23 protein-coding genes are annotated in these 24,615 nt (G+C 39.5%); 17 read left to right on the top strand and 6 right to left on the bottom strand.

Annotated features, from left to right (window positions below; all coding sequences use genetic code 11):
• Window positions 1-55 precede the first annotated feature (55 nt).
• The 3 genes from LEP1GSC202_RS17115 to LEP1GSC202_RS17105 form a co-directional block, all read right to left on the bottom strand.
• Window positions 56-1,174, bottom strand: coding sequence for a hypothetical protein (locus tag LEP1GSC202_RS17115; RefSeq protein WP_015678994.1), 1,119 nt, complete (start codon window positions 1,172-1,174; stop codon window positions 56-58).
• A gap of 4 nt (window positions 1,175-1,178) precedes the next feature.
• A complete protein-coding gene (locus LEP1GSC202_RS17110; protein ID WP_015679011.1) occupies window positions 1,179-3,086 on the bottom strand; it encodes a DUF1538 domain-containing protein in 1,908 nt (635 codons plus the stop codon).
• A 108-nt stretch (window positions 3,087-3,194) separates the two neighbouring features.
• Window positions 3,195-4,739, bottom strand: coding sequence for a sulfurtransferase (locus LEP1GSC202_RS17105; protein ID WP_015678942.1), 1,545 nt, complete (start codon window positions 4,737-4,739; stop codon window positions 3,195-3,197).
• Between the two features lie 376 nt (window positions 4,740-5,115).
• On the opposite strand from LEP1GSC202_RS17105, the gene acpP reads away from it, so the two are divergent.
• From acpP to LEP1GSC202_RS17075, 6 genes are read left to right on the top strand one after another with little or no spacing between them, the layout of a single operon-like run.
• Window positions 5,116-5,349 carry an acyl carrier protein gene (acpP, locus tag LEP1GSC202_RS17100; RefSeq protein WP_002974954.1) on the top strand — a complete coding sequence of 78 codons (234 nt, stop codon included), beginning with the start codon at window positions 5,116-5,118 and terminating at the stop codon, window positions 5,347-5,349.
• A 53-nt stretch (window positions 5,350-5,402) separates the two neighbouring features.
• Entirely contained in the window at window positions 5,403-6,131 is a 729-nt protein-coding gene (gene rnc / locus LEP1GSC202_RS17095; protein ID WP_015678986.1) for a ribonuclease III, read from the top strand.
• Window positions 6,131-6,592: an NUDIX domain-containing protein gene (locus LEP1GSC202_RS17090; RefSeq protein WP_425256027.1), complete on the top strand. Its 462-nt coding sequence runs from the start codon at window positions 6,131-6,133 to the stop codon at window positions 6,590-6,592. The genes rnc and LEP1GSC202_RS17090 overlap by 1 nt, the downstream gene beginning before the upstream one ends.
• The gene (gene aroB / locus LEP1GSC202_RS17085) at window positions 6,589-7,689 is read left to right on the top strand and encodes a 3-dehydroquinate synthase (RefSeq protein ID WP_015678973.1); all 1,101 of its coding nucleotides are present in this window, start codon (window positions 6,589-6,591) and stop codon (window positions 7,687-7,689) included. Before LEP1GSC202_RS17090 ends, aroB begins: the two co-directional genes overlap by 4 nt.
• Window positions 7,682-8,578 carry a mechanosensitive ion channel family protein gene (locus tag LEP1GSC202_RS17080; protein WP_015678937.1) on the top strand — a complete coding sequence of 299 codons (897 nt, stop codon included), beginning with the start codon at window positions 7,682-7,684 and terminating at the stop codon, window positions 8,576-8,578. The genes aroB and LEP1GSC202_RS17080 overlap by 8 nt, the downstream gene beginning before the upstream one ends.
• Window positions 8,553-9,293 (top strand): toxin-antitoxin system YwqK family antitoxin, encoded by a 741-nt coding sequence (locus tag LEP1GSC202_RS17075; protein ID WP_015678946.1) that lies wholly within the window; start codon window positions 8,553-8,555, stop codon window positions 9,291-9,293. The genes LEP1GSC202_RS17080 and LEP1GSC202_RS17075 overlap by 26 nt, the downstream gene beginning before the upstream one ends.
• Window positions 9,294-9,370: 77 nt before the next feature.
• On the opposite strand, the gene LEP1GSC202_RS17070 is transcribed toward LEP1GSC202_RS17075, so the two are convergent.
• On the bottom strand, window positions 9,371-10,390 hold the full coding sequence (locus LEP1GSC202_RS17070) for an LIC_10230 family protein (protein ID WP_015678956.1): 1,020 nt from the start codon (window positions 10,388-10,390) through the stop codon (window positions 9,371-9,373).
• Window positions 10,391-10,395: 5 nt separating this feature from the next.
• Window positions 10,396-11,382, bottom strand: a complete 987-nt coding sequence (locus tag LEP1GSC202_RS17065) for a hypothetical protein (protein ID WP_015678953.1) — start codon at window positions 11,380-11,382, stop codon at window positions 10,396-10,398.
• A 60-nt stretch (window positions 11,383-11,442) separates the two neighbouring features.
• Between LEP1GSC202_RS17065 and LEP1GSC202_RS17060 the strand changes: the two genes are divergently transcribed.
• The 11 genes from LEP1GSC202_RS17060 to LEP1GSC202_RS17010 all read left to right on the top strand — a co-directional run bounded on the left by LEP1GSC202_RS17060 (window position 11,443) and on the right by LEP1GSC202_RS17010 (window position 23,421).
• The gene (locus LEP1GSC202_RS17060; protein ID WP_015679008.1) at window positions 11,443-12,795 is read left to right on the top strand and encodes an ABC transporter permease; all 1,353 of its coding nucleotides are present in this window, start codon (window positions 11,443-11,445) and stop codon (window positions 12,793-12,795) included.
• On the top strand, window positions 12,788-13,486 hold the full coding sequence (locus LEP1GSC202_RS17055; protein WP_015678958.1) for an ABC transporter ATP-binding protein: 699 nt from the start codon (window positions 12,788-12,790) through the stop codon (window positions 13,484-13,486). The genes LEP1GSC202_RS17060 and LEP1GSC202_RS17055 overlap by 8 nt, the downstream gene beginning before the upstream one ends.
• Complete coding sequence (locus LEP1GSC202_RS17050) at window positions 13,483-14,271, top strand: ATP--guanido phosphotransferase (protein WP_015678989.1); 789 nt, start codon at window positions 13,483-13,485, stop codon at window positions 14,269-14,271. Before LEP1GSC202_RS17055 ends, LEP1GSC202_RS17050 begins: the two co-directional genes overlap by 4 nt.
• A 60-nt stretch (window positions 14,272-14,331) precedes the next feature.
• Window positions 14,332-16,884: an ATP-dependent Clp protease ATP-binding subunit gene (locus LEP1GSC202_RS17045; RefSeq protein WP_015678976.1), complete on the top strand. Its 2,553-nt coding sequence runs from the start codon at window positions 14,332-14,334 to the stop codon at window positions 16,882-16,884.
• 25 nt (window positions 16,885-16,909) lie between these two features.
• Window positions 16,910-17,344: a hypothetical protein gene (locus LEP1GSC202_RS17040; RefSeq protein WP_015678987.1), complete on the top strand. Its 435-nt coding sequence runs from the start codon at window positions 16,910-16,912 to the stop codon at window positions 17,342-17,344.
• Window positions 17,341-18,120 (top strand): tetratricopeptide repeat protein, encoded by a 780-nt coding sequence (locus LEP1GSC202_RS17035; protein WP_015678981.1) that lies wholly within the window; start codon window positions 17,341-17,343, stop codon window positions 18,118-18,120. The genes LEP1GSC202_RS17040 and LEP1GSC202_RS17035 overlap by 4 nt, the downstream gene beginning before the upstream one ends.
• On the top strand, window positions 18,117-19,406 hold the full coding sequence (mtaB, locus tag LEP1GSC202_RS17030; protein WP_039929345.1) for a tRNA (N(6)-L-threonylcarbamoyladenosine(37)-C(2))-methylthiotransferase MtaB: 1,290 nt from the start codon (window positions 18,117-18,119) through the stop codon (window positions 19,404-19,406). The genes LEP1GSC202_RS17035 and mtaB overlap by 4 nt, the downstream gene beginning before the upstream one ends.
• 53 nt (window positions 19,407-19,459) lie before the next feature.
• Window positions 19,460-20,230 (top strand): efflux RND transporter periplasmic adaptor subunit, encoded by a 771-nt coding sequence (locus tag LEP1GSC202_RS17025; protein WP_015678960.1) that lies wholly within the window; start codon window positions 19,460-19,462, stop codon window positions 20,228-20,230.
• Window positions 20,231-21,484, top strand: coding sequence for an ABC transporter permease (locus LEP1GSC202_RS17020; protein ID WP_039929343.1), 1,254 nt, complete (start codon window positions 20,231-20,233; stop codon window positions 21,482-21,484).
• Window positions 21,481-22,152: an ABC transporter ATP-binding protein gene (locus LEP1GSC202_RS17015; protein ID WP_015678938.1), complete on the top strand. Its 672-nt coding sequence runs from the start codon at window positions 21,481-21,483 to the stop codon at window positions 22,150-22,152. The genes LEP1GSC202_RS17020 and LEP1GSC202_RS17015 overlap by 4 nt, the downstream gene beginning before the upstream one ends.
• Before the next feature lie 96 nt (window positions 22,153-22,248).
• Entirely contained in the window at window positions 22,249-23,421 is a 1,173-nt protein-coding gene (locus LEP1GSC202_RS17010; protein WP_015679002.1) for a trans-sulfuration enzyme family protein, read from the top strand.
• Here LEP1GSC202_RS17010 and LEP1GSC202_RS17005 read toward each other — a convergent pair.
• Entirely contained in the window at window positions 23,381-24,601 is a 1,221-nt protein-coding gene (locus LEP1GSC202_RS17005; protein WP_244147765.1) for a cytochrome c family protein, read from the bottom strand. The genes LEP1GSC202_RS17010 and LEP1GSC202_RS17005 overlap by 41 nt on opposite strands.
• Between the last annotated feature and the right edge of the window lie 14 nt (window positions 24,602-24,615).

The raw sequence follows: 24,615 nt of genomic DNA, 5'->3' as shown, positions 1-24,615 counted from the left end.
TTCAAATTGAAATAGAATTCCTTTGATCCCATCTTTTTAATCCTACATTTCTGCTCTATTTGGATTTCGATTTCTTCGATTGGTAAGAGAAGGCTCTGGGAATTTCCATTGTATAGGCAATGCCTTCAAAACTTGATGAAAAATATTGGATCTCGTTTAAAACTTCGATCACTTCTGTGAGATTTTTTTTCGGGATGAGGACTGTCGCCACTTCTCTTGCAGGTGTGAAAACACTATCTGTATTTCCTGTATGGGAAAGTCGGTTGAGTGAAATGGTGGAACTTGTCACACCTACTTTACGTACGGCACTTGTTACAAATTCAATCATCTCTTCTTTGCAGTTAAGGACTAAATTCACTCCTTCAAAATAATTCCTATGCCTTGTTGATATTCTAAATTGGTTAGATTTTTTCCTCCAATCCATATTCCCATATAACTGGTCTAAGGCGGAAATGATTTGGTCCATGCTTGCGGCCTGTTTGGGTCCTTCCAAACTCACTTTGGTATTGAGAAGGCCTTTCCCAACGGGGAATTCAAAAATAAACCCTCTACCGGGTAAATCCAATCGACCCACTTCAATCATAAAATCGAGTACATGTTCACTGTCTGAAGAATGAACCACAAGTTTAAGGATTTCTTTTTCCTTGGGGATTGTGATCCTTAAAAGTCCCAATCGATCTCGAAGGCCAGTCCCTGTTCCAAAACTTATGGTGGGAACAGCAATTCCATTTTGTAACACCAAACGGGCGATTGGTTCAGCGGAACCCCTCGGTAACACACAAAAAATTCCAGTAAGACCTGTAAATCCTATTGGTTCCCTTTTCTCTTTGGATGTAAATGTGTACCCAATCGGTGTTTCTCCTATGAAATCAATGGATTCTGAATAGACACTTCCATGCCCTGGTACATTGAGTTCTGCAGAATCACGGATGAGGGCGAGTAAAAAATTTTCTGACTTCTCTTCACATAGGATTTCAAATATGGAAACAGGAGTATCGATAATGGATTGGTTTTGGTAAAAATCCAAAAACCATACTCCTCTTTTGGCAAGAACTGGATACCTTCCTTGTTCTAAATGGTAGTACAGAATTCCGTTTTTTTTGAGAGCGGAAATCACTGATTCTGTTAGGTCTCGATGGACAATGGCAGTGATCCTAGACATTTTTTGTTTCATAAGGTTACTTTTGTTTTTGTTCCGAATCGTCTAACGAAAGTTTACGAGAATTTTCCACAAGGATCCCCATCACTAAAACCGTGAGGATAGGAAACGCCGAAGCACATGCCAAAATTCCAAATCCATCCGTTGTTCCCAATTGGTTTCCGATCCCAAGTCCCATGGCAATCACAAGGGGGACGGTGATGGGGCCCGTGGTCACGCCCGCACTATCCCAAGCAATTTCGATGAACTCAGGTTTACTCAATCGATTTAAAAGTAATAAAAATAAATACACCGGGACTAAAATCCAAACAATAGGAATCTCCAAAATGATTTTTAAAATTCCAATCAATGTCCCAAACCCAACTCCAATGGCAACGGATTGGATGAGAAGTGATTTTCGAAAGGTTCCAACAGTGGTTTCCTCCACAGCATTGCCAAGAGCAGATAACGCTGGTTCGGCTAACGTGGCAGAGTATCCTAATACAAAAGCAAAAACCAACACAATACCATAACCAAGTAAATTGTCTTCTTTTCCAAAGATTGGTCCATGGATGGGAGTGAATTCATAAACTTTTTTAGATTGGTCCCAATTTTCTTCTCTATAGGGAATTTCTGTGTAGGATTTTCGTTCCTTTAGGTAAAAGAACTTCTCTTCCTTTCCTTCTTCGTTAAGGGCAGTAAAAACTGCTTTGGGATTAAAGTTTTGAATGTATTTAGTTGAGTCAGTGAGTTCGATGGAACGAAACGTGGAAGGGAGTTTCCATCCCACTTGGTCTCCTAATTGGTTCAGTCCAAACATGATTCCAAAATTGAAGATGGTGAGTCCAATCACCGAAAATAGAATGCCAAGCCTTACCTCTTCTGGATACGGAATTTTTTCTTTTAATACCAAATACAAGACAACGATCAAAAAAATGGACAAAGGTAAAATGGCGCGAAGGGCAATCATAAATGCATCGTAGATATGATTTCCTATCCCTTTTGGAATCTTTTTAAGGGAATTTGGAGTGGTGGAACTTGTTTTTTGATTTGTTTCGAAATCTTTGGTTTTTCCACCTAACAAAAATTTACCTTTCGTTGAATGGATTTCTTTTTGGAAAAATTCTCCTTCTAACATTGGCTTGGGAACCTGCATTGAAAAGTAAATCCCTACCAAAAAAACTGAAAGGATGGGGAATAATGAGGCAAGAGTTACCACCCCATAGGCACTACTTTGTTCATTTTTTTCTGATACTTTAGAAATTCCGATCCCTAATGCCACTACGAGAGGTACAGTCACAGGTCCCGTTGTCACAGCACCTGAATCCCAGGCAAGTCCGGATATGTATTTTAAATTTTCATCGAAGTAGGCAAAAATACTCACACCTAACAATAAAAGAATCGATGGGATTAAAACTTTGGACAATGAAAATCCATATAAAAAACGTAACATCCCTAAAAGCACTGAAATCCCAACGCCTGTGGCGATGGAGATATAAAGGGTATCCGAACCTTCGTTTAACAAATAATAGAGTAAAGGTGCTTCCCATGGGGTGACTTTACTGCCACAAGCTTTTAAGATGGCAATCGCAGGTTCCGCTAATGTTGCCCCCATTCCCAGTAAGATGGAAAATGCCATGATGCTTACGATGCCTAATTTTTGTGGAAGTTTAAGTCCTAAAGCTTCCCCAAGTGGCATGAGACCAAGGAATAAACCTTCCAAAAAAAAACTAAGTCCAATGATCACGGAAACAATTCCTAATGTGATCAGTCCTGCCTCTTTGATTGGCACACGTAACACAAGGAGTTGGAAGAGAGTGAGGTAGAGGACAATCCAAATCACAGAACGAAACTGGATCCAAATTTTCTTTCGAAAGTAAGGTAAAATTAATGCCAGTGCCTCACGGAATCCAATCTGAATGGACTCTTCTTTTTCATTCCTTGCCATAGAGACAAAATAAGTTGGAAAACTAAAATTGAAAAGGGAAATTCGAAAAGGATGTCCCCTGGCGTTAACCAGGAGACGAGTGTGGGTAAACTGGGAAAAGATTCAGAACTATTTGTAAGCTTTGTCTTCTTGGATGAATTTTTTTGTTGTGGTTGCTGTGAGATTAACCGTTGGTCGAACAATATAAGTGGCAGTATTATCCCAGAGTTTAGTTGAGACGCTTGCCAAATCAGTTCTCCATTTGAAATCAGTAGGTACCTGATTGATAGCGGAAGATGCATGTTCTGCTACCAAGGCTGTCCATTCAACTAGGGAACCATCATAATATGTCGATGGATATCCTAGGATATTCAGTGCAGCAAATCCGTTGACTTGCGCCTCAAAATTCGTTCGGCATTGGCTAACGACTGTGGCACCAGAAGTATACCCTTTATTAGCAAAAATGGTTTTAAGAGCAGATTTCGATTTGTAACGATATCCAATCGCAAAAGCTGCTGCATTGTCTATGGAAGTGCCTGTATCGTTGATTCCCTCAAATAAAGCTAGCCAGGGAAAAGAAACAGCTCCCTTGATGTTTCCTTCAAAAGGAACAAATGTTTGTGTTCCCCCAGCTGTTGGGCCTCCAGAGGACGCATATGATGTTGTGATGTACCCTTTTGTAGCTTGAGCTGGGATGTTGTTTAAGGTACTTCTATCATCAGAAAGTCCAGAGGCTCCGGTAAATTGCGCTGTTGGTCTTGCATCAATTAAGAACTGTTTTGTCGTCAGTCCTGGTATTTGTGCTTCTAAATTGTTTTTTGCAATTTCGTAGATATCCTCGAGTCCCGATGTAATGACAGTGTTGTCGATTCTAATACTTTTGACAGTGAAATTTCCTTTTACTGGAAGAGTGCTTTTTGTTGCACTCGTTTGAGTCGGATACACCTGTGCAAAATTACTACGTAAGTTTCCATTTAAAATCGCAAGGTGTTTGATATCAATTCCCCAATATCGTAACCAATACACTCCACGAGTTATATCTTGAACTCCACCAGCAGCAGTTGCTGCTGCAGGTGCCGATCCAGTGATAGGATCTTCGCTATTGTTGCCTGAGTTTCCTGTACCTACAGCAAAAACGATCAAATCTTTTGTGGGATTGATCCCAAAGGTATTCAACCAATCATCAACAAACTCGCCATTGGCTTGGTATCGAATGGAATTGGAAAAAAGACCAGAATCTCTTGTCTGGTTAAAACGAAAACCACCACTTGGCAAACTAGCAGGTTTGTAATCATTGAGCGCATAAACATAAACACCCTTATTTGCATCTGATTTGACATAGGGATTCCATGCTTCGCCTCCACCATTCGCTTTGTTTGCAACATCCGTTTGTAAGATGATCAGGTTTCCTGTGATATGGCTTGGTTTGTTTGCCTGCCAATCGGAAACAAAACGATTGAGAGTAGACGCTGTGATGAGCCCCCAATTGTTTTGGTTGTAATCATCGTTGGATTCATTCACCAAATCGCTCGCAGTATTCACTTTGATTTGGTTGGCAGCAAGGAACAGTAGCCCTGCGAGTAATGCATGATTGTCCTCTTTTTTATCAGCGCAAGATGCGAAAAAGGAAACGAGGAGGAATGCGGAAAGAGTTGTTGACCATTTCTGAATCATGGAATTCTCCTAAAATTGAAATTCTTAAGAACGGTTTCTCCACTGAAGCGCAAAAGGGGAAGGAGTATTCGTTATAACGGAATATAAATCTGCTAAAATGGATCAATCGATTGGAAATCGGCGTAAGATATTATCATTGGCTGAAATGGGAAACGGATTGGTTCTTTTTTGTAGGAAAGATGGAAAGTCCTTTGATATTAATAATTGTTAGGTGATGTTAGAATGATGTCAAAGGTTTCAAGAGGAAAATAATCTATTTAGACTTGCCAAAAATTCCGACAATTTCATTTTAAAAAAACGCTAGGCGTACATATATACCTGGCGGAAAACGATTTAACACTTGCCCCACTGTTCACAGTGGCCTGGAGGATATAAAATGGCAGATTTCGAAAAAATTAAGTCAATCATCGTAGAACAACTTGGTGTTGATGAATCAGAAGTTACACCTGAAGCTCACTTCATCAATGATCTTGGTGCTGACTCTCTTGACACAGTTGAACTAGTGATGGCTCTTGAAGAAGAGTTTGGTGTGGAAATTTCTGATGAAGACGCAGAAAAAATCCAAACCGTAGGCGATGTAATTAAATTCATCGATAAACTTAAGGGGTAATTCCCAATCCAAAAACCGGGTTCCCCGAATAGAGGAACCCGGATCTTTTTCCCTTGTCTAACACCATTCGCATCAAACTTTCTCCCGAAAGAATCGCAAACCTCAAAGAATTACAATCCATTACCAATACGAGTTTTAAGGATGTTTCACTCCTCCACCTAGCTTTTGTTCATAGGTCATTTGCCAATGAAGACTCAGATCGTTACCTTTCTGATAACGAACGATTGGAATTTTTAGGAGACTCTGTGCTTGGAATCCTTGCAGCCGAATACCTTTACAAATCACTTCCTAAGGGCAAGGAAGGGATCCTCGCCAAATTGAAGAGCAAAATGGTCTCAGCACCTGCCATTGCCAAACTAGCACGTCTCTACCGATTTCCTGATTTTTTACTTCTGGGAAAAGGGGAGAAGGAAAAGGGAGAAGCAAATCTCAATTTACAAGCAGATTGTTTCGAAGCCTTTCTTGGCGCATTATATCTAGACCAAGGTTTAAACAGTTGTCGGATCTTTTTAACACCTCATTTCCAGAAGATGGAAAAGGTGGTGGAAAATGCAGAAGAAACAAAAGATTATAAAACCATTTTACAAGAATTTTGCCAAAAGAAATGGAAAAAATTACCAGAGTATGTTCTTTTGAAAGAAGAAGGGCCTGATCACGATAAAGAATTTTTAGTTTCAGTGTCGTGTGGAGAATACTTCCAAACAAGTGGTGATGGAAAAAATAAACGAAGGGCTGAACAAATGGCTGCAAAATCGGCTCTACGTATTTTAAAATTATTATGATCGATTTTTTGTTAAAATCCAAATCCATGCGTGTCCGTGTCGCGGCTCTCATCCAAGATTCAAAAGGAAAAATTTTACTCGTCCAACAACAAAAAAAACAATCAGGATACTGGTTACTTCCTGGTGGTGGGATTGAATTTGGAGAATCAGGAGAAGAGGCTCTCAAACGAGAACTAAAAGAGGAATTGTCTCTTGAAGTCAGCCACACAGAATTTCTATTACTCAACGAATCCATCGATCCTAATAAAAAAAGACATCTGATTCAAATTGTTTTTTTAACTAAAGTGAAAGAACTATTGCCAGTTCTCAATGCCAAAGAAAAAGCAATTTCAGGATTTGGGTATTTCACTCCCAAAGAGATTTTGGCGATGGATTTAAGGCCAGATATAAAACATTACTTCCGAGCAAAAAGTACAAATAAACCTCGATATATTTCCAGCCCATGGGTGAATGAACCATGAAGTTATCAGAAAGAGAAATTGTTGGATCGGGATTTCGTTATCCTATCGAATTACATGAAGACTTTGTTGGTCTTTCTGAAAAACTTAGTTCACTCAAAAAAGTATCCCATATCTTTGTTTTAACAAACCGCGAAATAGCAGGGATTTACGAAAAATACATCACAAAAGAATTAAAAAACACATCCATTCCTTTTAGTTTTATTTATCTAAAGGCAGGAGAAAAAAATAAACACATTGATCGTGTGAAAAAAGTTTACCAACAATTGATTGCAGAAGAAGCCGATCGAAATGCCGTCATCGTAGCGTTTGGTGGTGGAGTTGTGGGAGATTTTGCTGGATTCATTGCGGCCACATACCAACGTGGGATTCGTTTTGTCCAAGTTCCAACAACTTTACTTGCTTCGGTTGACTCGTCCGTTGGTGGTAAGGTAGCCGTCAATGTTGATTCTGGTAAAAATATGGTTGGGGCGTTTTACCAACCAGAGTTTGTATTTGCACCCCTTTTTACTTTATCAACTTTACCAAAAAAAGAATGGAGTTGTGGGATCGCTGAAGTGGTAAAACATACTTTTTTAGATGGCGGTCTCTTTTTAGAAACTCTTTCAAAACGGAAACGGTCAGATTTTTATGAAAAATCGGATACTGTGCGTTATGCGATAGAAGAATCAGTTCGAGTGAAGGCGAGTATAGTAGCAGAAGATGAAAGAGAGTCAGGTCTTCGGGCAGTTCTTAATTTAGGCCATACAACAGGCCATGCCATTGAGTCTCTTACTGCTTATAAAAAATATTCACATGGCGAAGCAGTGTCAGTAGGGCTTGTTACGGCCTTATTATTGTCCAAATCGATATTAGGTTTTTCGGAAACAAATTTTCAAACCGCAATTTCAATGATGAACCAATTGGAATTACCGACTGATTTGGATGAGAAACCTGAACTTGTTTTGCAACACATGGAACATGACAAAAAGAAAGATGGTAATACCTTAAAATTTGTTTTGCTTCAGGATTTTGGAAAACCAAAATTCGGTGTTCCCGTAGAAAGAAAAATGATATTAGAAATATTGAAACTCCATAAAGGAATGAAACTAAATGGGTAGTGGAAGTATTAAAGAATTTTATCTTGATCTCAATCCGTTGACACTCCTTCGAAGTTCGAACAGGGAGTTCGCCGAAACTCTAATCCTTTTTGCTTACATGGTGATCTTTGCTGTGATTTGTTACAAAATCACAATGGTGCTTGTCGAAAGGATCAAACCAGCACCAGATCCCGTCCACGAATACAATCGTAGGAAAGTGGCAAGGATGGGTTTTCTTTTCATATTTGGCATTGCATACCTTCCTGTTATCTTTTCCAGTTTGTCTTTGTTACCAACCGTCCTTGGACTTGCTGGTGCAGGTATCGTCATTTCACTCAAAGAAGTTTGGCTGAATATGGTGGGTTGGTTTATGATCATGGGTGCCAACGGATTTAAAGTTGGAGACCGAATTGAAATTGATAACATCAAAGGTGATGTTGTCAATATTGGTTTTTTTAAATTTACATTACTGGAAATTGCACCAGACCCAAGATTCGAACAATCAACAAATAGGTTGATCCATTTTCCAAATTATAATATCGTATTACATCGGTTTTTCATCGTCTCGGAAACGATGGACTTTGTCTGGGATGAGTTTCGAATTTTTTTAGATCTCAAATCAAATTGGGAAAAAGCTGAAAAAATTTGTTCTCAAATTTTACATGAAGAGTTGGTGCTTGCACCTGAACTTGTGGAATCAAAAATCCGAGAGATGTCAAAAAATTATCTTGTGAGACTTGGAAAGACCACTCCTATCGTTTATACTTCATTAGAGCCTGAAGGAACCATTTTGTTATGTTTACGTTACCTCACACCCATTCGTTCCAAACGTCTCAATCGTATCCTCATCTCAAAAGAAATTTTAACAAAATTCAAAGAAGAAAATGACATCTACATCCACACCCACTAAAGACAATTCCATCTGGATTATATTCGGTTTACTATTGTTTGTACTATTATCGGGGATTGCTTTCGGACCCTGTAAGGGATCTGTAGAAAGACCAGGTTCGGTTCCCAAACAAGCCAAATTTGATAAAAAAACAAACCACTACCAAATGACGAGTGAAGGTTTTTTTCGTGAATGGTATGAAAATGGCAACTTAGTCACCCTATATCCTGTAAACCAATTGGGACAACCTGATGGAATTGGAAAAAAATTAAACTACCTCGATGGAATTACCATTATGGAAGGGAAGTTGGTTAATGGAGAACGAGATGGATTATGGAAATTTTATTTTTCCGATGGCAAACTATACATCGAACAAAATTACAAAGCAGGTTACCGTAAAAAACAACTTTGGATCCTCACAGCAGAACTAGGAAACGAAAATGGTGCTTATATACGTTATTTCCGCAATGGGCGTTTGAACGAAAAAGGTTTTTTTGATGGGGGACTTCGTACAGGAGATTGGGTTCGTTATTATCCTGATACAAAAGTGGAAGAAAAAGGAAGTTATGCGGAAGATAAAAAAATTGGTGAGTGGTTTTATTATTATCCTACCGGTGTAAAAGAAGCTTCAGAACTTTATTCGGATACTGGTGAATTATTATCGCGTAATACGTATTATCCGAATGGCTCCTCATGGTGTACTACAAAAAAGAACCAAACTCCAATTTGCCAATAAAACTTTAGTAAGGAAATTCAAATTCCCATGGGAGCGTTCTCTCCCATGGCGTTACTTCGTTTTCCTATGATGATTTTTTAAAACTCGGATGCCTTTCCAAATAAACCTAGGTTGTTTTGGATAAGGTCAATGTTGAAGAGTAATAAACTGAATAAAAATGTGACAAACAAAATGATCAAGATTGTGCTAAAGATTGATAAAAATCCATTTCGTAAAAATCGATATTGCAGATAAGCGAAACTCACAGTCAAATTTTGCCAATTTTTGTTTTTCGATTCTCCACCCACTTTGTTGTAATTGAAGATATAAAAAACTGACAAAAGAGCGATCAAAAAGAAGATAAAATAACTAAATTCACTTACGTAGTGTTTTTGGAGTAAAAACAAAGGAATATAGATTAAGTTCCCAATTAGAATTCCTATAAAAATGATCACAATCACGTGAAAAATTGGAGCAAAGTAAGACCCTGTTTTGGTATTACTCGGAGAACGACCTTCTTCCTCTAAGGAAGAAGAAAACTGTAAGGATTGGAATCCCTCATACAATTCTTTGTCTTTGATGATGGTTCTGTAAGCCAAAATGGTGATGGCATAAGTGAATATCAAAAATGCTGAATAAAAGTAGGACAAAATGTCCTTTTGGGCCATTAAATTTAATTGGATAAAAAGTTTCGGTAACAAAACCACAAGTGAAACAGGATACAAAACATGGGCAATGGATTTATGAAACCAAGCGCGGAATGCGTAAGTTACAGCAGTAGAGAAGGTCAAAAAAAGATAAAACAACACCAATCCTAAAAAAAGTTTTTGTCCGATTAGCACGCGTTTTACGCTATCTTTTGTTTCTTCTAAGTCTGTATCAATCGGGAGTTCTTTTGATTCTAACTCTACTAAAAATGATTCAAGGTATGCGATTTTACCAATCAATCCAGATTCTTGGATCACCTTTGGTTTCATCATTTCTTCGTTTTGTTCTTGAGAATCGGTTGTGATAAAGTCAGGAAACTGAACTGAGTAATCCACAAAGAGAGAGTGAAGAATCACAAGTGCTATGAAGAGAGGGGAAAGGATTGGTAAGTTTTGTTTGAATTTGGTCATTTTGTTTAGAGAATTACAAAGATTGTCATCATTCCAATGGCAAGAACCACAAGCATAATGATATAAGGCATTAAATGGAAACTTTCATCGGCAGCCAAATTTGGATTTTGTTTTGATTTCGAAATTTTAGCTGTTGGTGAGGCAACGGAGTTCATGATATTGGCGGCACCTTGGCTACTATCAGTCGTTTTGATTTTTACCGAGTTTTCTTCTTCAATGATTTTTCCGTAAATTTGTTCGTTGATTTTGATCACGACTTCCGAAAAATTTTTGTTATTCGATATGTTCACAATTTTTGCAGGGATTTGTTTGATGGCTCCTGATTCATCTTTGAGTTCCAAAGTATTGATAATGGAATCAGTGATCGAATCCCCTGGCACCAAACGAACATATACATTATCACCTGCCTTTAGTTCAACGAGTGGTACACCGTTGACAGGAGAAAGTTGGAATTTAAACTGAACAATTTGTTTGTCAGCAGGAATGAGAAATCCTGAGGCTTGCGGAACCGGAGTGACAGGAGGTGCTTCTTTTTTGGCAATTTCCTCTTCGTCCACAGTCGTTTTTGTCATATCATTGGGATCAATTAATTCGAAGTGGATTTCAACTTTGGGTTCTGAATTCCCGGCTGTTCGTTTGTGAATTTCACTGAAAACAAAGTCCAAACGGTCCGTGAGATTGTGGTCCATGTAATGCAAAATCTCTTCCAAAAAACTTTCCGAACCAAATTTGGTTTTGATGAGTTCTTGTAGGGACTTTGTGATGTTTTTTTGTTGTTCACCTTTGTAAATGACACGTTGCATCCGGTTATAAAAGTCCTGAAACGTAGACCGAACAGGAAGTAGAGCGAGGGGGCTTGTACAAGAAACACCCTCATATTTCACCGATTTGATTTCAACCGGGTCAATGATGGCAGAAACCATGGTGTACACCATATTGGCTTCGTCTCGTAGATTGACTTTGACAGAATAATAGTTTGGTGTTTCAGGCATAAGGTTCTTTTTTGACAGTATCCATCTTTCAAAGAAAGCTGTCAAAAAGATTAGGTCATCATGGGAATCGTCTCTTTAATCACAATCCGTTACATCCGAGGGTCCCGCGTTTTGGGATTCCTCTCCATCAAATCAAGGCTTTCGTTCATCGTGATGGCAGTGGGGGTAGGCCTTCTTGTTGTGGTTCTCTCCATTTTCAATGGATTCCAAAAACAAGTGAAGGAATCCCTCTGGCAAGGTGGTCCTCATATCACCATTGAAAATTCCTATGGTTCTGGTGCCATTTATGATTACGAAACCGTAATTGCGCACTTAAAATCCGATCCAAAACTTGCCGAATCCTTTGTGTCAGTAGAAGGCAATATCACAAGCCACGGACTGATCCAAAGCAATAATAACTTCAATCCGATTATGATTCGTGCCGTACCGATTGATTCGATTGAAAAATTAGTCGAAAATGGACTTCCCAATTTTCCAAGAATTTTGCAATACAACCGGGATGAAATTTCCTCGATCAATTCTAAAAAGATGGTTGTTGTTGGAAAGGAGATGAGTGCCATTTACGGGTATGGAATTGGCAGAGAGATCACGATGGCGGTTCCTGGTGGCAGGTTCACCGTGGAGAGAGGAGTGCAAGTCAATGTACAGTCCTTTCGTTTGGTCGGCCTTTTCAAAACAGGTTATTACAATTACGATTCTAAGTTTGTGTTTTTATCCCTGCCACAGGCCCAAGAGTTTTTTAAAATGAAAGGAGCGGTAAACCAAATTGCAATTAAGGTTCGCTCATTGGATGACTTAAAACTCACCAAACACAGAATCTTATCAAGGTTAAACGAAGAAAATTGGAACCAAAAAATTCAAGATGATACATCTTGGTCAGTGAGGACCATTGCGGAAGAACAGGAGAACTTTCTTGCGGCACTTCGTTTGGAAAAAACCATCATCTCCATCATTGTCTTTTTGTTCATTGTCCTTGCTGCCCTTGGGATGGTTGCAACCGTTCACTCTCTCATCCGTGCAAAACGTAGGTCGATTGGAACTTTAAAAGCACTTGGACTTGCTTCCAATGATATCTTACTCATTTTCACACTCAATGCGATGATAGTGGGAATTTTGTCTTCACTTGTGGGTGGGATGACGGGGATTTTTATCGCCACAAAATTGGAAGTCATCATCAATGCCATTTCTGAAATCATCAATGGAGTGGGAAGTATCCTAAATCCTGGTGATTGGGATCCTGTGGAACTCGTTCCAAAAGACATTTATTATTTTGATCATATCCCTGTTGATATTGATATTTCCTTTATCTTTATGGTGACAACTGCTGCTACCATTCTCTCTGGCCTTGCTGGGTATTTCCCTGCTCGGATGGCCGCCAATCTAAACCCAGTGGATACGATTCGCAATGACTAATTCTGAACTCAAACCAACAGTCTCCGTACGAAAACTAGAAAAGTATTACCAAGTTGTCGACAAACGGTATCATATCATCTCAGGTCTCGACTTTGAAGTGTTACCTGGCGAAATCGTTTCTGTAGAAGGGGCTTCGGGTGTTGGTAAGTCAACACTGCTCAATATCCTCGGTGCCATGGATTCGTTTGACGATGGTGAGGTGGACGTATGTGGTGTTTCCTTAAAAAACTTAAATGAAAAACAAAGAGAAAGTTTTCGTGCTGAAAAAATCTCTTTTATCTTCCAACAACATCTTCTCCTTCCTGATTTTACAGCTTTGGAAAATGTAATGATGCCCCTTCTCATTGCAAGGATGAATCCAACCCAAGCAAAAGCACAAGCAATCGACATTCTAAAAAAAGTAGGGCTTGGTGAAAGGACAGAAAGTTTTCCTTCCCAACTCTCAGGTGGTGAAAGCGCCCGTGTGGGTGTGGCACGTGCTCTTGTCGGAAGAAGGCAACTCATCCTCGCAGATGAACCAACAGGGAACCTTGACCGAGACAATTCACGTCATCTCATGGATCTCATCAAAGAACTACAGAATGAATTTAAATTTTCACTCATCCTTGTGACACATGATTTGGAGCTTGCGTCCATGGCGCACAAACGAAATCGGATCGTATCTGGTAAGTTAACTCCCGTTAGTGTATGAAATATTGTCGATTCTGTGGAACCACAGAGTCCCAGTTTCGGATTTCAGGCAAATTTGGGTGTGAACATTGTGTCACACAATTTTTTGATCCAATCAAAAGTAAACCGTCCCCCATTCCAAAATCTCTAATTGAGGAAATCGAAGGAATCTTTACAAAATCGGAATCCAAAACCAAGATCTTGATGATTCGCACACGTTTGACTCGTAACCTAAGCCATAGTCTTTTTCCCTTTTATGATCTGAAGAAAGAAGAAGTGAAGCGCTTGTTAGCTGAAAATGAGCTTATGGACTTTTTAGATGAGGAAACGAATTCTTTTTTTACAGAAAAAGATTCTATGATTCGGTTGTATTTTGGTGGAGAAGACCATTTGCGTTTTGAGGCCTTACGTAAAGTTTTACCCTGTGAAAGTTTGGATCCCGCCGAAGCTGTAGATTTGGCAGTTGCAAAACGTAAAAAGCTAAAATCCTTACTTCGCTTCATTTTCAAAAAACAAAATTGGGCATTTGCAAAGGGAATCGGGTACGTCTCTTCCTGTCCTACCAATGTGGGACGGGGGAGGCGGGATTCCATCCTCCTTGGCATCGAACCTGGAGTGGATCCGAGCTTCTTTTCACTTTTTGAGAAACTTTCTGAATTTGGTATAGAATTTGCTCCTTCCACCGATCATAGAAGAGAGTCCCTGGGAAAGTTCCGAGGGCTTGTCGTAAAAATCTCGTGGAAGAACGCATACGCGGTCCAAAAACGTCAGTTTTACAAAATTCTTGGTTTACGAGGCTCCCTTTGACCCAGTACGGTCAGGATGGGAACAAGGACGTTCGTCTAATTACTAAAGGCAGGGTGCGGCATGTTGGAATTCACCAAAAGAGCAAAAAGAGTCATCAACGAAATCGCCCAAGATGAGGCTAAACGTTTAGGTTCCGATTTTATCGGTCCTGAACACATACTACTTGGGCTTCTCCGGGAGGAGGACTCTGTCGCGATAAAGATTCTAACGAATCTAAACATCAATTTAAACGAACTCCGTAAGGAAGTAGAGAAACGTACTCGTGAAGGTTCAGGGGCTTTGTTACTCGATGTCAGCCAAGGACAAGACAAGTACCAAAAAATGATCGAAGTTTCCAAAGAAGAGGCAAAACGCCTCAAACACAACTATGTGGGAACGGAACACATCTTACTCGCATTACTTCGTGATAATAATAATATCGCTGGGGGATCGTTATCTTCCTTTAGCGTGAACTACAATGTCATCAAATCGGAAATTTTACGCTTACTTGGTGCGCCTCCTTCAGGGGCAGTTGGTGGTGGGACAACTGGTACACAATCCACAGGACAAGGTCAAACACAAACAGCTACACCAAGACAAGAAAAAAGTAAAACTCCGATCCTCGACGAATTTGCACGTGACCTCACTCAACTCGCACGTGAAAAAAAATTGGACCCAGTCATTGGCCGTTCGAAAGAAATCGAACGTGTGATCCAAATCTTATCTCGTAAAACGAAAAATAACCCAGTACTGGTTGGAGAATCGGGTGTGGGAAAAACGGCTATCGTGGAAGGCCTTGCGCAAGCAGTAGTAGAAAAACTAGTGCCTGATCTTTTATTCGACAAACGAGTGTTATCTTTGGATTTGGCAAGCCTGATTGCAGGGACCAAATACCGTGGTGAGTTTGAAGAACGATTGAAAAAGATCATGAAAGAAATCGTCACTTCGCAAAACATCATCATCTTTATCGATGAATTACACACTCTCATTGGGGCAGGTGCTGCGGAAGGTGCAGTGGATGCGGCAAACATTTTAAAACCTGCGCTTGCACGTGGGGAGTTACAATGTATAGGTGCCACAACCAATAACGAATACCGTAAGTACATTGAAAAGGATTCGGCATTGGAACGAAGGTTCCAAATGGTGAAGGTTCTTGAACCGTCGGTTGGTGATGCGGTCCTCATTTTGGATGGTTTGAAAAAAGCGTATGAAGCTCACCATAAGGTGCGTTATTCGGAAAAAGCCATCGAACAAGCTGTGAAATTATCACATCGATACATCAACGACAGGTTTTTACCAGACAAGGCGATTGATATCATTGATGAAGCAGGGGCAAAGGCACGCCTTGCCAATTGCCAAAGACCCAATGAAATCAAAGAGATTGAAGAAGAGATCAAAGCACTTTCTGTCAAAAAAGAAGATTTGGTTCGTAGCCAAGAATACGAAAAAGCCGCAGCCGTAAGGGATGAAGTGAATCGTAAAAAAGGTGAATTGGAAGAAAAAACCAAACAATGGCAAGAACGAATGGAAGGGTATGCAGTTTCCATTGAAGAAGAAGACATTCTGTCTGTTGTGAGCCTATGGACTGGAATTCCATTGAAAAAAATGGAACAATCCGAGAATACAAAACTTCTCAATTTGGAAGAAGACATCAAAGCTCGTATTGTTGGGCAAACAGAGGCCATTGAAAAAGTGGCCCGTGCTGTCAGACGTTCTCGTACAGGTCTTAAGAGTGAGAAACGTCCAACGGGATCCTTTATCTTCCTTGGGCCAACAGGTGTAGGGAAAACAGAACTTGCAAAAGCACTCGCCGAGCAGTTGTTTGGTTCAGAAGACAATATGCTCCGAATCGATATGTCTGAATACATGGAACCACATGCAGTTTCCAGACTGATTGGAGCTCCTCCCGGTTATGTTGGGTATGATGATGGTGGCCAACTCACTGAGTTTGTGAGAAGGAAACCATATAGTTTGGTACTCCTTGATGAGATTGAAAAAGCGCACCACGATTTGTTTAATATCCTACTCCAAATTATGGAAGAAGGGAATTTAACAGATACAAAAGGTCGTAAGGTAAACTTCCGAGATACCATAATCATCATGACCTCAAACATTGCCGCAAAGGAAATTTCCAAAGGTGGGCGATTGGGTTTTGAAGATTTTGCTGAAGAAAGAGAGTCTTACAAAGCGGAACAAGCAAGAGAACAACTTAAAAAACACTTTAACCCCGAGTTTTTAAACCGAGTGGATGAAGTGGTTTATTTTGCTCCTCTTAAAAAAGAAGAAATCGTTAGCATTGTGGATATCATGTTAAAAGATTTTAACAAACGTTTGACGGAGAAAAAAGTCCTAGTGGAACTCACTTTGAGCGCAAAAGAACATTTTGCAACCATTGGATACGACCAGAACTATGGAGCACGTCCGCTCAGACGAGTATTCCAAAGAGAATTGGAAGATTATATGGCAGTGCAGTCACTAAAAGGTGTGTATGACAATCCTACTAAAATTTTGGTAGATTTGGCTGAAGGAAAACTTGTGTATTCCGAAACCCCTTGGTCTGACTACAAAGAAGTTCCTAAAAAAGATGATGGATCTTCCCCAAACACTGAGGAAAAAGACTTAGCTCTCGTTTAGAGAGTGATGGGGAAGGCGAAAGGAAATGGCAATTCTCATTCCCCTCGTCTTCCTATTTTCTTATTTTTTCATTCGTAAAATTTGGTTCCAACTTCGGAAGATCCGAACCGTAGGAACCATTGAACGCATCGAGCTCGGTTATATCCGACCCAATCTAATCCTTCCTGAAGTCAAAGTTCATTATAAATACTATTTCCAATCTGGTTTGTATTTTGGGTCTGGGTATCTTGGTTTATCTGATTTTTTACCCTCGGAAGAATTCCACCTGCACTTAGGACCAGGGGAAAATCCCATTCTCTATGTAGGCGATTTAGAGATCATTACCGAAGAACATATCGAACATTACTTGCTTTCCAAAGGGGGAAGCGTTTTCCTATACCTGGACCCTATTGAACCTTACCATTCCAGGATCGATACGGTCAATTTGAACTCCATTACGGTTCCCTCGGATCTATTATGAAACACTTACTTCACATCATGGCTGTTATCTGCCTACTTGTATCCTCAGTTTACTCTCAAGATAAGGAACAAGTTGGTTCTGCGTATTTCCAAGCAGTTGATGAATACAAAACAAAAAATTATGCGAAATCAATCGAACTTGTGAAAAGCCTACTCGTAGATGGAAAATCATCCTACGAATTTTATGCCTTACTTGCTTTCAACTACGATAAGTTAAACGATTTTGATAACGCCTACAAAAACATGTTGGAAGCAAGAAAACGTAAACCTGATGATGAAGACCTATTACAAGGTAGTCTTGCCATCTTAACTCGTCATAAAAAGTGGAAACCTGCGATTGAACTTGCAGAAAAAACAATTCCCATGTATCCACAAAATCCAGAAATCCGGTATTTTTATGCCTTGGCCCTTGCTGAAAAAGGGGCATCAAAAACTGCACTTTCCCAAATTGAAAAAGCAAAAGCAGGAAGTCCTAGTGATGCCCGTATGTTAGAGTTAGAAGGTAAAATTTATTACCAATTAAAAAATTACGACAAAGCTGATATGAGTTTACGTTGGGCATCCAGTATCAACCAAAACTCAAGTGAAATTTGGAATAACTTGGCTCTTGTCCAAGAATCTCTTTATCGAACCAATAAAAAATTGGGAAAAAAGAATGTTGCAAATCCTTATTTGGAGGAAGCAAAAACCTGTATTGAAAAGGCTTCATCCTTAAATGGAGAAAGTAATACAATTAAGGAAAATTCAAAAAGGATTTTAGCACTCACAGCACTGTGAAAATAAAGTTTCATACACTCGGTTGTCGTTTGAATTTTTTTGAGACAGACGGTATGTACTCTGTCCTCAAAGACAAGGGGTTCACTCTTGCCCAAACAGATGAAAATGCTCAATATATAGTTGTAAACACATGTACTGTGACAAACAAAGCGGATGTCAAAAACAGAAATATCATCCGTAATGCAATCAGGTCAAACCCAGGTGCAAAGGTTTTTGTTACTGGTTGTTATGCGGAGACCGATAAAGAAGTATTACAAAACATCCCAGGTGTGTATGGAGTGTTTGGGAATACGGAAAAGAGTTCTTTGCCTTACCAAATCTTAGCGGATTGGGAAGGAAAATCCTATTCAGAACCACAAAACTTAGATCGGTTTTCTTATTCGGATGTTTTGCCAGAAGGTCACACGAGGGCTTACTTAAAAATCCAAGATGGTTGCAATCGGAAATGTTCTTATTGTAAAATCCCAGCAGCTCGGGGACTCGGAGTTAGCCGAAACTACGTAGATATTTTAGACCAAGTCAAATACTTACAAGATAATGGTGTTGGTGAAATTCAGTTAACGGGTGTTAACTTGGGTTGGTATCGTTTAGAGAATGGAGAAAAGGGTTTTTTAAATTTATTGGAAGATATCCTAAAGGTTTTAGAATACTCTCGCATTCGATTGTCTTCCATTGAACCACCCGATGTGGGATCTGGATTACTTGATCTCATGTCACACCCAAGGTTTTGTAAATTTTTACATGTCCCGATCCAAAGTGGTAGCCGTAAAATTTTAAAAGATATGAGACGAACCTACCATCCAGATGCCTTCCGCACAAGGATGGAACTTGCCAAATCAAAACTTCCTAATTTGTTTTTAGGAACCGATGTGATTGTAGGATTCCCTTCTGAAACAGAAGTTGAGTTTATGAAAACAAAACAATTGTTAATTGAGCTTGGGTTTGCAAAATTACATGTTTTTCCTTACTCTGTGAGAAAGGGAACTACTGCAGAAGCCCTAGGTGACCCGATTCCTGGAGATGAAAAAAAACGCCGTGTATTGGATCTAATGGCTCTTAGTTCCTCTTTACACCAATCCTATGCAAAAACAGCGATTGGGAAAACCTTTGAAGCCATTTTGGAAAATGATGGAAGGCTTGTGACTGATAATTATTTAAAAGGACACCTCCCGCAGTCGTTCCCGATTGCTACCTTACAAAATGGTCAGTTTGTCGATGTTAGGTGTGAAGAATATTTCCCTGCCAAAGACAAAGAAGGTGAATTTCTCTTCACCTTTGCTAGATAAACCAATAGAAAAAGTATTTCCAAATCCAACGAAAGTTTCATGATAAGGTCATCATGAATCGTAAAAAATTGTACGGATCAATCCTATCGATTGTAATCATTCTAATTTTGATCTTTGTGTTTTTATTTCGTGGTTCAAAATCCGATCGGCTGACCATCCATAAAGGTTCGCTTGTGGAAGCAGTGTATGCTTTGGGTACAGTGAAGCCGATTGATAGTTTTGTTTTGAAATTTGGAATTGCTGCTTCTGTTCGTGAAATCTATGTAGAAGAAGGACAGTCCGTAAAAAAAGGAGATCCGCTCCTTCTGAATGATTCAGGCATTACCTTCCGTTCGCCATTCACTGGCACCATTACCAAACTAAGTATCGCAAAAAATGAAACAGCAATGCCTGGGTTACCTATACTAGAAATCCAAAACTTAAAAGAAGTCTATGTATCCGTATCCCTCGACCAAGAGTCTGCCTTACGTGTCAAACCAGGCCAACATGCCCAACTTAGTTTTGAATCCATTCGGGGAAATGTTTACAGAGGAGAAGTGGAACGGATTTATCCATCAAACGGACAATTTTTGGTCAGAATCTCTCCCAATGAATTGCCACAAGGGATTTTACCTGATATGACTACCGATGTTGCGATCGAAGTGTCTTCCAAAGATAATGTAGTCCTTGTTCCCCTTGTTGCAGTAGAAAGAGGAAAACTCACACGTTATCGCAATGGGAAACGGGAAAAAATTGAAATCCGTATTGGTGCCATCAATTCAGAGTTTGGTGAATTGATCCAAGGTGATTTACAAGAAGGTGATGAGGTTCTCGTTAAAAATTAAATGTTATTCCTTGCCATACGCCAAATTTTATCCAGGCCACAGCAGTCGGTACTTACATTGATTGGGATTATTCTGGGGACAGCTGGTTATATTGTATTTTCAGGAATTATGCTTGGTTTTCAAGCGGTGATCACGGACCAATTGGTAAACTCTGACGGACAAATTAAAATTTCTCCTAAAGATGAGCTGATTACTGAGCGAACATTCGATGATGTTTTTTTTCAAGGAAAAGAAGTGAGGTGGCTTTCTCCACCCTCTGGCCGAACCGATAACTCTCGTTTAACAAACGTTCTTGGTTGGATGGATAAATTATCAAATGACCATAGAGTGGTGTCTTTTGCACCGCAGCTCACAAAAGAAGTGATCTTTGTGAATGGAAAATCGACTGCTCCTGCAAGATTTGTAGGTGTAGATCCAAGTATCCAACCAAAAGTTACTAATTTGAGTGATTACATTGTTGAAGGAAAATTGCAAGACCTTTCACGAGGTACATCACTTGCCATTGTCGGTGAAGGTGTTCTCAATAAATTGGGGGCAAAGATTGATGATACAATTTTTGTTTATATTCCAGGGACAGATCTTATTCCTATCAAAGTTATTGGAATTTTAAGTACGGGGAATCGTCTTGTGGACGAGGTGACTGTTTACTCCTCACTTTCTTCCGTACAAAGTATCACAAAGTCCAGTGGTGAAATTTCGCAAATCATAGTCAAAATCAAAGACATTCGTATGGCGAAAGAAATTGCGGAAGATTGGCGATATTTTAGCAAAGATAAGGTAGAAAGTTGGGATGAAGTGAACGCCAGTATTTTACAAGTTTTCCGAACACAAGACATCGTTCGGAATTCAACTACGTTTACCATCATTCTCGTTGTAGCATTCGGAATTTATAATATACTCAATATGGTCGTGAACCAAAAAAAAAAGGAAGTCGCTATCCTTCGTTCGATTGGATTTGATGAAAGGGATACAATCCAATTGTTTATCTTCCAAGGATTGTTTCTTGGGACTCTCGGTGCAATCATTGGAATCTTTGTGGGTATCCTTGGTTGTTATTACATTGATGGTATTCCGATAGGTGATCCAAAACAAAATTCAAAAGCTTTGATGAAAACAATGATGATTTCCTGGGATGTGATGATTTACGTAAAAGGATTTTCGATAGCAGTCCTCAGTGCCTCTATTGCAAGTTATATCCCTGCTCGTATGGCAAGCCGACTTTCGCCAGTCGATATCATCCGAGGTGCCACATGAGTATAGGAATTGAAGCAGAAAAAATTTATAAATCATTTGGGGAACCAGCGCAAATTGTGTTACAAGATGTTTCACTCTCCATCAATGTAGGTGACTTTGTAGCACTCACTGGGAAGTCTGGTTCTGGTAAATCAACACTTTTGTACATTGTGAGTGGGCTTGATTTTCCATCAAGTGGTGATGTGAAACTCAGTGGGAAATCATTACAACAAATGGACAGTAAAGAACTCCATGCATTACGAAACCATTCGATAGGATTTGTTTTCCAATTCCATTATCTATTACCTGAGTTAACTGGATTAGAAAATATTACCATGCCTGCACGTAAAACTGGAAATCATAAACAAGTAGAAGAGTATGCTTTGCATCTAATGGATAGTTTTTCAGTCTTTCATTGTAAAGACAAGTTTCCAAGCCAAATGTCTGGAGGGGAAGGGCAAAGGGTAGCCATTGCTCGTGCTCTTGTCCAAAAACCAAAGTTTTTGTTTGCCGATGAACCTACTGGTAATTTAGATACATCTAACGGTGATAAGGTGATGGATATTTTTAAAAAAATTAATTCCGATGATGGTACAACGATCCTTTTCGTTACACATGACCCTGATTATGCGGCGACTGCCAACCAGAGGATCCATATGATTGATGGAAAAATTGCTGAAATTTCATAAAAAATCTGCTATAGCAGTCTAAATCCGATTCTATAGCAGATATATTCCAAAAAAAATGATGAATTCGTATGCTCTTCACCAAATTTGGTAAGAGACATGTTTGAACATTTTGAAACCGAAGCCATCCGCATCCAAACCAAACGCACTGGGGAAAAGGAACATTCCACCCCCTTATTTTTAACTTCTAGTTTTGTTTTCGATGATGCGGAACATGCAAGGGCACTCTTTGCAGAAGAAGTTACAGGCAACCAATACACACGGTTTTCGAATCCCAACACAACAGAACTCATCGAAAAATTATGCGCACTTGAAAATACAGAAGATGGGATTGCAACGGCTTCAGGAATGTCTGCCGTTTTTACTTCTATCTTTGGGCTTGTGAAATCAGGGGATCATATAGTTTCCGCAAGAGCCATTTTTGGATCTACCCATCAAATTTTTGCGAACATCTTACCGCGGTTTGGTGTGACAACCACTTACGTTGACATTGATAAACCACAGGATTGGGAAGCAGCCATTCAAGAAAATACAAAAATAGTTTATATTGAAACACCATCCAATCCAGGCCTTGATATTGTAGATTTGGAGTGGGTGTCTGCTTTGTGCAAAAAAAAGAAAGCGATCCTAATTGTGGATAATTGTTTTTGTTCTCCTTATATCCAACGTCCTGCGGACTTTGGTGCAGACATCGTAATCCACTCGGCAACTAAATACTTAGATGGCCAAGGAAGAGTGATTGCGGGTGTGATTTTAGGAAAAAAAGAATTCATCCAACCCATTCGTTATATGGCAAGGAATACTGGTCCTGCACTATCACCGATGAATGCTTGGATCATATCGAAAAGTTTAGAAACTTTAGCAGTCCGTATGGACCGACATGCTGAGAATGCGATGAAGTTAGCAACTTTTTTACAAGAATCAAACGACGTAGAGCTTGTTAGGTATCCATTTCTCCCAAATGATCCCGGTTATGCGATTGCCAAAAAGCAAATGCGTTCAGGTGGTGGAATTGTTTCCTTTGTGATCAAGGGAGGAGTGGAACGAGCGAAAAAATTTTTAGATGCTCTGAAATGGTTTTCTTTAACTGCAAATTTGGGGGATACGCGGACCACAGTCACTCACCCAACCACGACCACACATTCCAAACTCACAGAACCAGAACGTTTGGCAGTAGGAATTTTGCCAGGTCTCATTCGTATCTCTGTTGGATTGGAGCATATTGATGACATCATTGCGGAAGTAAAACAGGCACTGGCAAACTCAAAGTAAATAATACGTAACGGCTTTCTTTTTTTTCTGAAAGGGAAAGTTGTAACTGCTTTTTTAATTGGTCTGGAAGAATGTTTCCTTTTTCTCGGAGGCTTTCTTCAAAACTTCTGATATAATGTTCATCAGGATCCACTTCAATCACCCAGTCGAAGGTTTTGATTTCTTTTTCATTATCAGCGAAACGAAAAGATACCAAATGTGAATTTCCTGGTGTTATCCGTGTATCAAAGTATTCTTCCGTTAGGTTTGTGTTCACAAGCCGACCCACAATTGATTCTTCGATCAATCTCCGTTTCCCAAATCTGTTGGTAACATAAAACCGTAAGTAAACCTTGGGAATGAGATAGGTTGGGAATTTATGACCAATTCTGGTAGACTTAAGTTTCGCATCGATTTGGATTTCACCATTCGTTGTTCTCGTCAAACTCCATGAAGGTTGTAACCCCGCTCGAACAAAATCTGGATCATGGATTCCTTTCCAAGTATGTTCTCTGTCAGGCATATGGCAATTTTGGCATTGGATTCCTTCTTTGGCAAACGAGGTCTTTTCCCATTCTTTATAAACTTCCATCAGGTGTTTGCCATTCAGTTTTTGCCCAGAATCTGGACTTTCATGACACGATTGACAAAATGATGAAGATTCAAATTCCTCTTGCACCTTGTATCCGTTATGTGGTAAGTTTACCTTGAGGGTTTCAATCTGTTTTGCTGTTAGATTCCGGGATGGTGGGCCATACCAAATTTGCTTTCGGATATGGCAACTTGCACATTGGATGGAAGGATTTGGAATTCCACTGGGGAAGTGTTTACGCTTTGAGTCCAAAATTTCAATTGTTTGAAACGTTTCAGAAATTTCCGCCTTTGTTTCTGGAAGAGGGGAATGGCAGTTCAAACAACTATTCCATTCATCTTTCGATAAAACTGTTTTTTGCCATAAAAAACCATTCCCAATTGATTTCGCATGAAAACTCGATTGCCATGCTTTCACTTGGCTTTTATGGCAATTTGCACATTGTTTAGGATCCAAATTGGACTCATTATGAGTGAGTTGTACTTCAGGATTCCTTTGGGTGGAAAGAGGGTGATTCCAATGTTCTGATAAAAAAGAATTTTTTTTACAACTAACAATGGATAGTCCAATGCTCATCCAGATTGTTAGCTGTAAAATTTGAGATCTCATTTCATACAAATCAT

It is taken from the genome of Leptospira yanagawae serovar Saopaulo str. Sao Paulo = ATCC 700523 (assembly GCF_000332475.2).
GTDB classification, from domain to species: domain Bacteria; phylum Spirochaetota; class Leptospiria; order Leptospirales; family Leptospiraceae; genus Leptospira_A; species Leptospira_A yanagawae.
This window is presented reverse-complemented; position numbering and strand designations above follow the sequence as displayed.

What these genes read in the sequence shown, in the direction of transcription:
- LEP1GSC202_RS17005 (WP_244147765.1), bottom strand. Translation starts at nt 24,601, where the DNA reads ATGAGATCTCAAATTTTACAGCTAACAATCTGGATGAGCATTGGACTA.
- acpP (WP_002974954.1), top strand. Translation starts at nt 5,116, where the DNA reads ATGGCAGATTTCGAAAAAATTAAGTCAATCATCGTAGAACAACTTGGT.
- LEP1GSC202_RS17040 (WP_015678987.1), top strand. Translation starts at nt 16,910, where the DNA reads ATGGCAATTCTCATTCCCCTCGTCTTCCTATTTTCTTATTTTTTCATT.
- LEP1GSC202_RS17070 (WP_015678956.1), bottom strand. Translation starts at nt 10,390, where the DNA reads ATGACCAAATTCAAACAAAACTTACCAATCCTTTCCCCTCTCTTCATA.
- LEP1GSC202_RS17080 (WP_015678937.1), top strand. Translation starts at nt 7,682, where the DNA reads ATGGGTAGTGGAAGTATTAAAGAATTTTATCTTGATCTCAATCCGTTG.
- LEP1GSC202_RS17050 (WP_015678989.1), top strand. Translation starts at nt 13,483, where the DNA reads ATGAAATATTGTCGATTCTGTGGAACCACAGAGTCCCAGTTTCGGATT.
- LEP1GSC202_RS17075 (WP_015678946.1), top strand. Translation starts at nt 8,553, where the DNA reads ATGACATCTACATCCACACCCACTAAAGACAATTCCATCTGGATTATA.
- LEP1GSC202_RS17020 (WP_039929343.1), top strand. Translation starts at nt 20,231, where the DNA reads ATGTTATTCCTTGCCATACGCCAAATTTTATCCAGGCCACAGCAGTCG.
- LEP1GSC202_RS17105 (WP_015678942.1), bottom strand. Translation starts at nt 4,739, where the DNA reads ATGATTCAGAAATGGTCAACAACTCTTTCCGCATTCCTCCTCGTTTCC.
- LEP1GSC202_RS17110 (WP_015679011.1), bottom strand. Translation starts at nt 3,086, where the DNA reads ATGGCAAGGAATGAAAAAGAAGAGTCCATTCAGATTGGATTCCGTGAG.
- LEP1GSC202_RS17015 (WP_015678938.1), top strand. Translation starts at nt 21,481, where the DNA reads ATGAGTATAGGAATTGAAGCAGAAAAAATTTATAAATCATTTGGGGAA.
- LEP1GSC202_RS17115 (WP_015678994.1), bottom strand. Translation starts at nt 1,174, where the DNA reads ATGAAACAAAAAATGTCTAGGATCACTGCCATTGTCCATCGAGACCTA.
- aroB (WP_015678973.1), top strand. Translation starts at nt 6,589, where the DNA reads ATGAAGTTATCAGAAAGAGAAATTGTTGGATCGGGATTTCGTTATCCT.
- LEP1GSC202_RS17060 (WP_015679008.1), top strand. Translation starts at nt 11,443, where the DNA reads ATGGGAATCGTCTCTTTAATCACAATCCGTTACATCCGAGGGTCCCGC.
- LEP1GSC202_RS17025 (WP_015678960.1), top strand. Translation starts at nt 19,460, where the DNA reads ATGAATCGTAAAAAATTGTACGGATCAATCCTATCGATTGTAATCATT.
- LEP1GSC202_RS17055 (WP_015678958.1), top strand. Translation starts at nt 12,788, where the DNA reads ATGACTAATTCTGAACTCAAACCAACAGTCTCCGTACGAAAACTAGAA.
- LEP1GSC202_RS17045 (WP_015678976.1), top strand. Translation starts at nt 14,332, where the DNA reads ATGTTGGAATTCACCAAAAGAGCAAAAAGAGTCATCAACGAAATCGCC.
- LEP1GSC202_RS17065 (WP_015678953.1), bottom strand. Translation starts at nt 11,382, where the DNA reads ATGCCTGAAACACCAAACTATTATTCTGTCAAAGTCAATCTACGAGAC.
- LEP1GSC202_RS17035 (WP_015678981.1), top strand. Translation starts at nt 17,341, where the DNA reads ATGAAACACTTACTTCACATCATGGCTGTTATCTGCCTACTTGTATCC.
- LEP1GSC202_RS17010 (WP_015679002.1), top strand. Translation starts at nt 22,249, where the DNA reads ATGTTTGAACATTTTGAAACCGAAGCCATCCGCATCCAAACCAAACGC.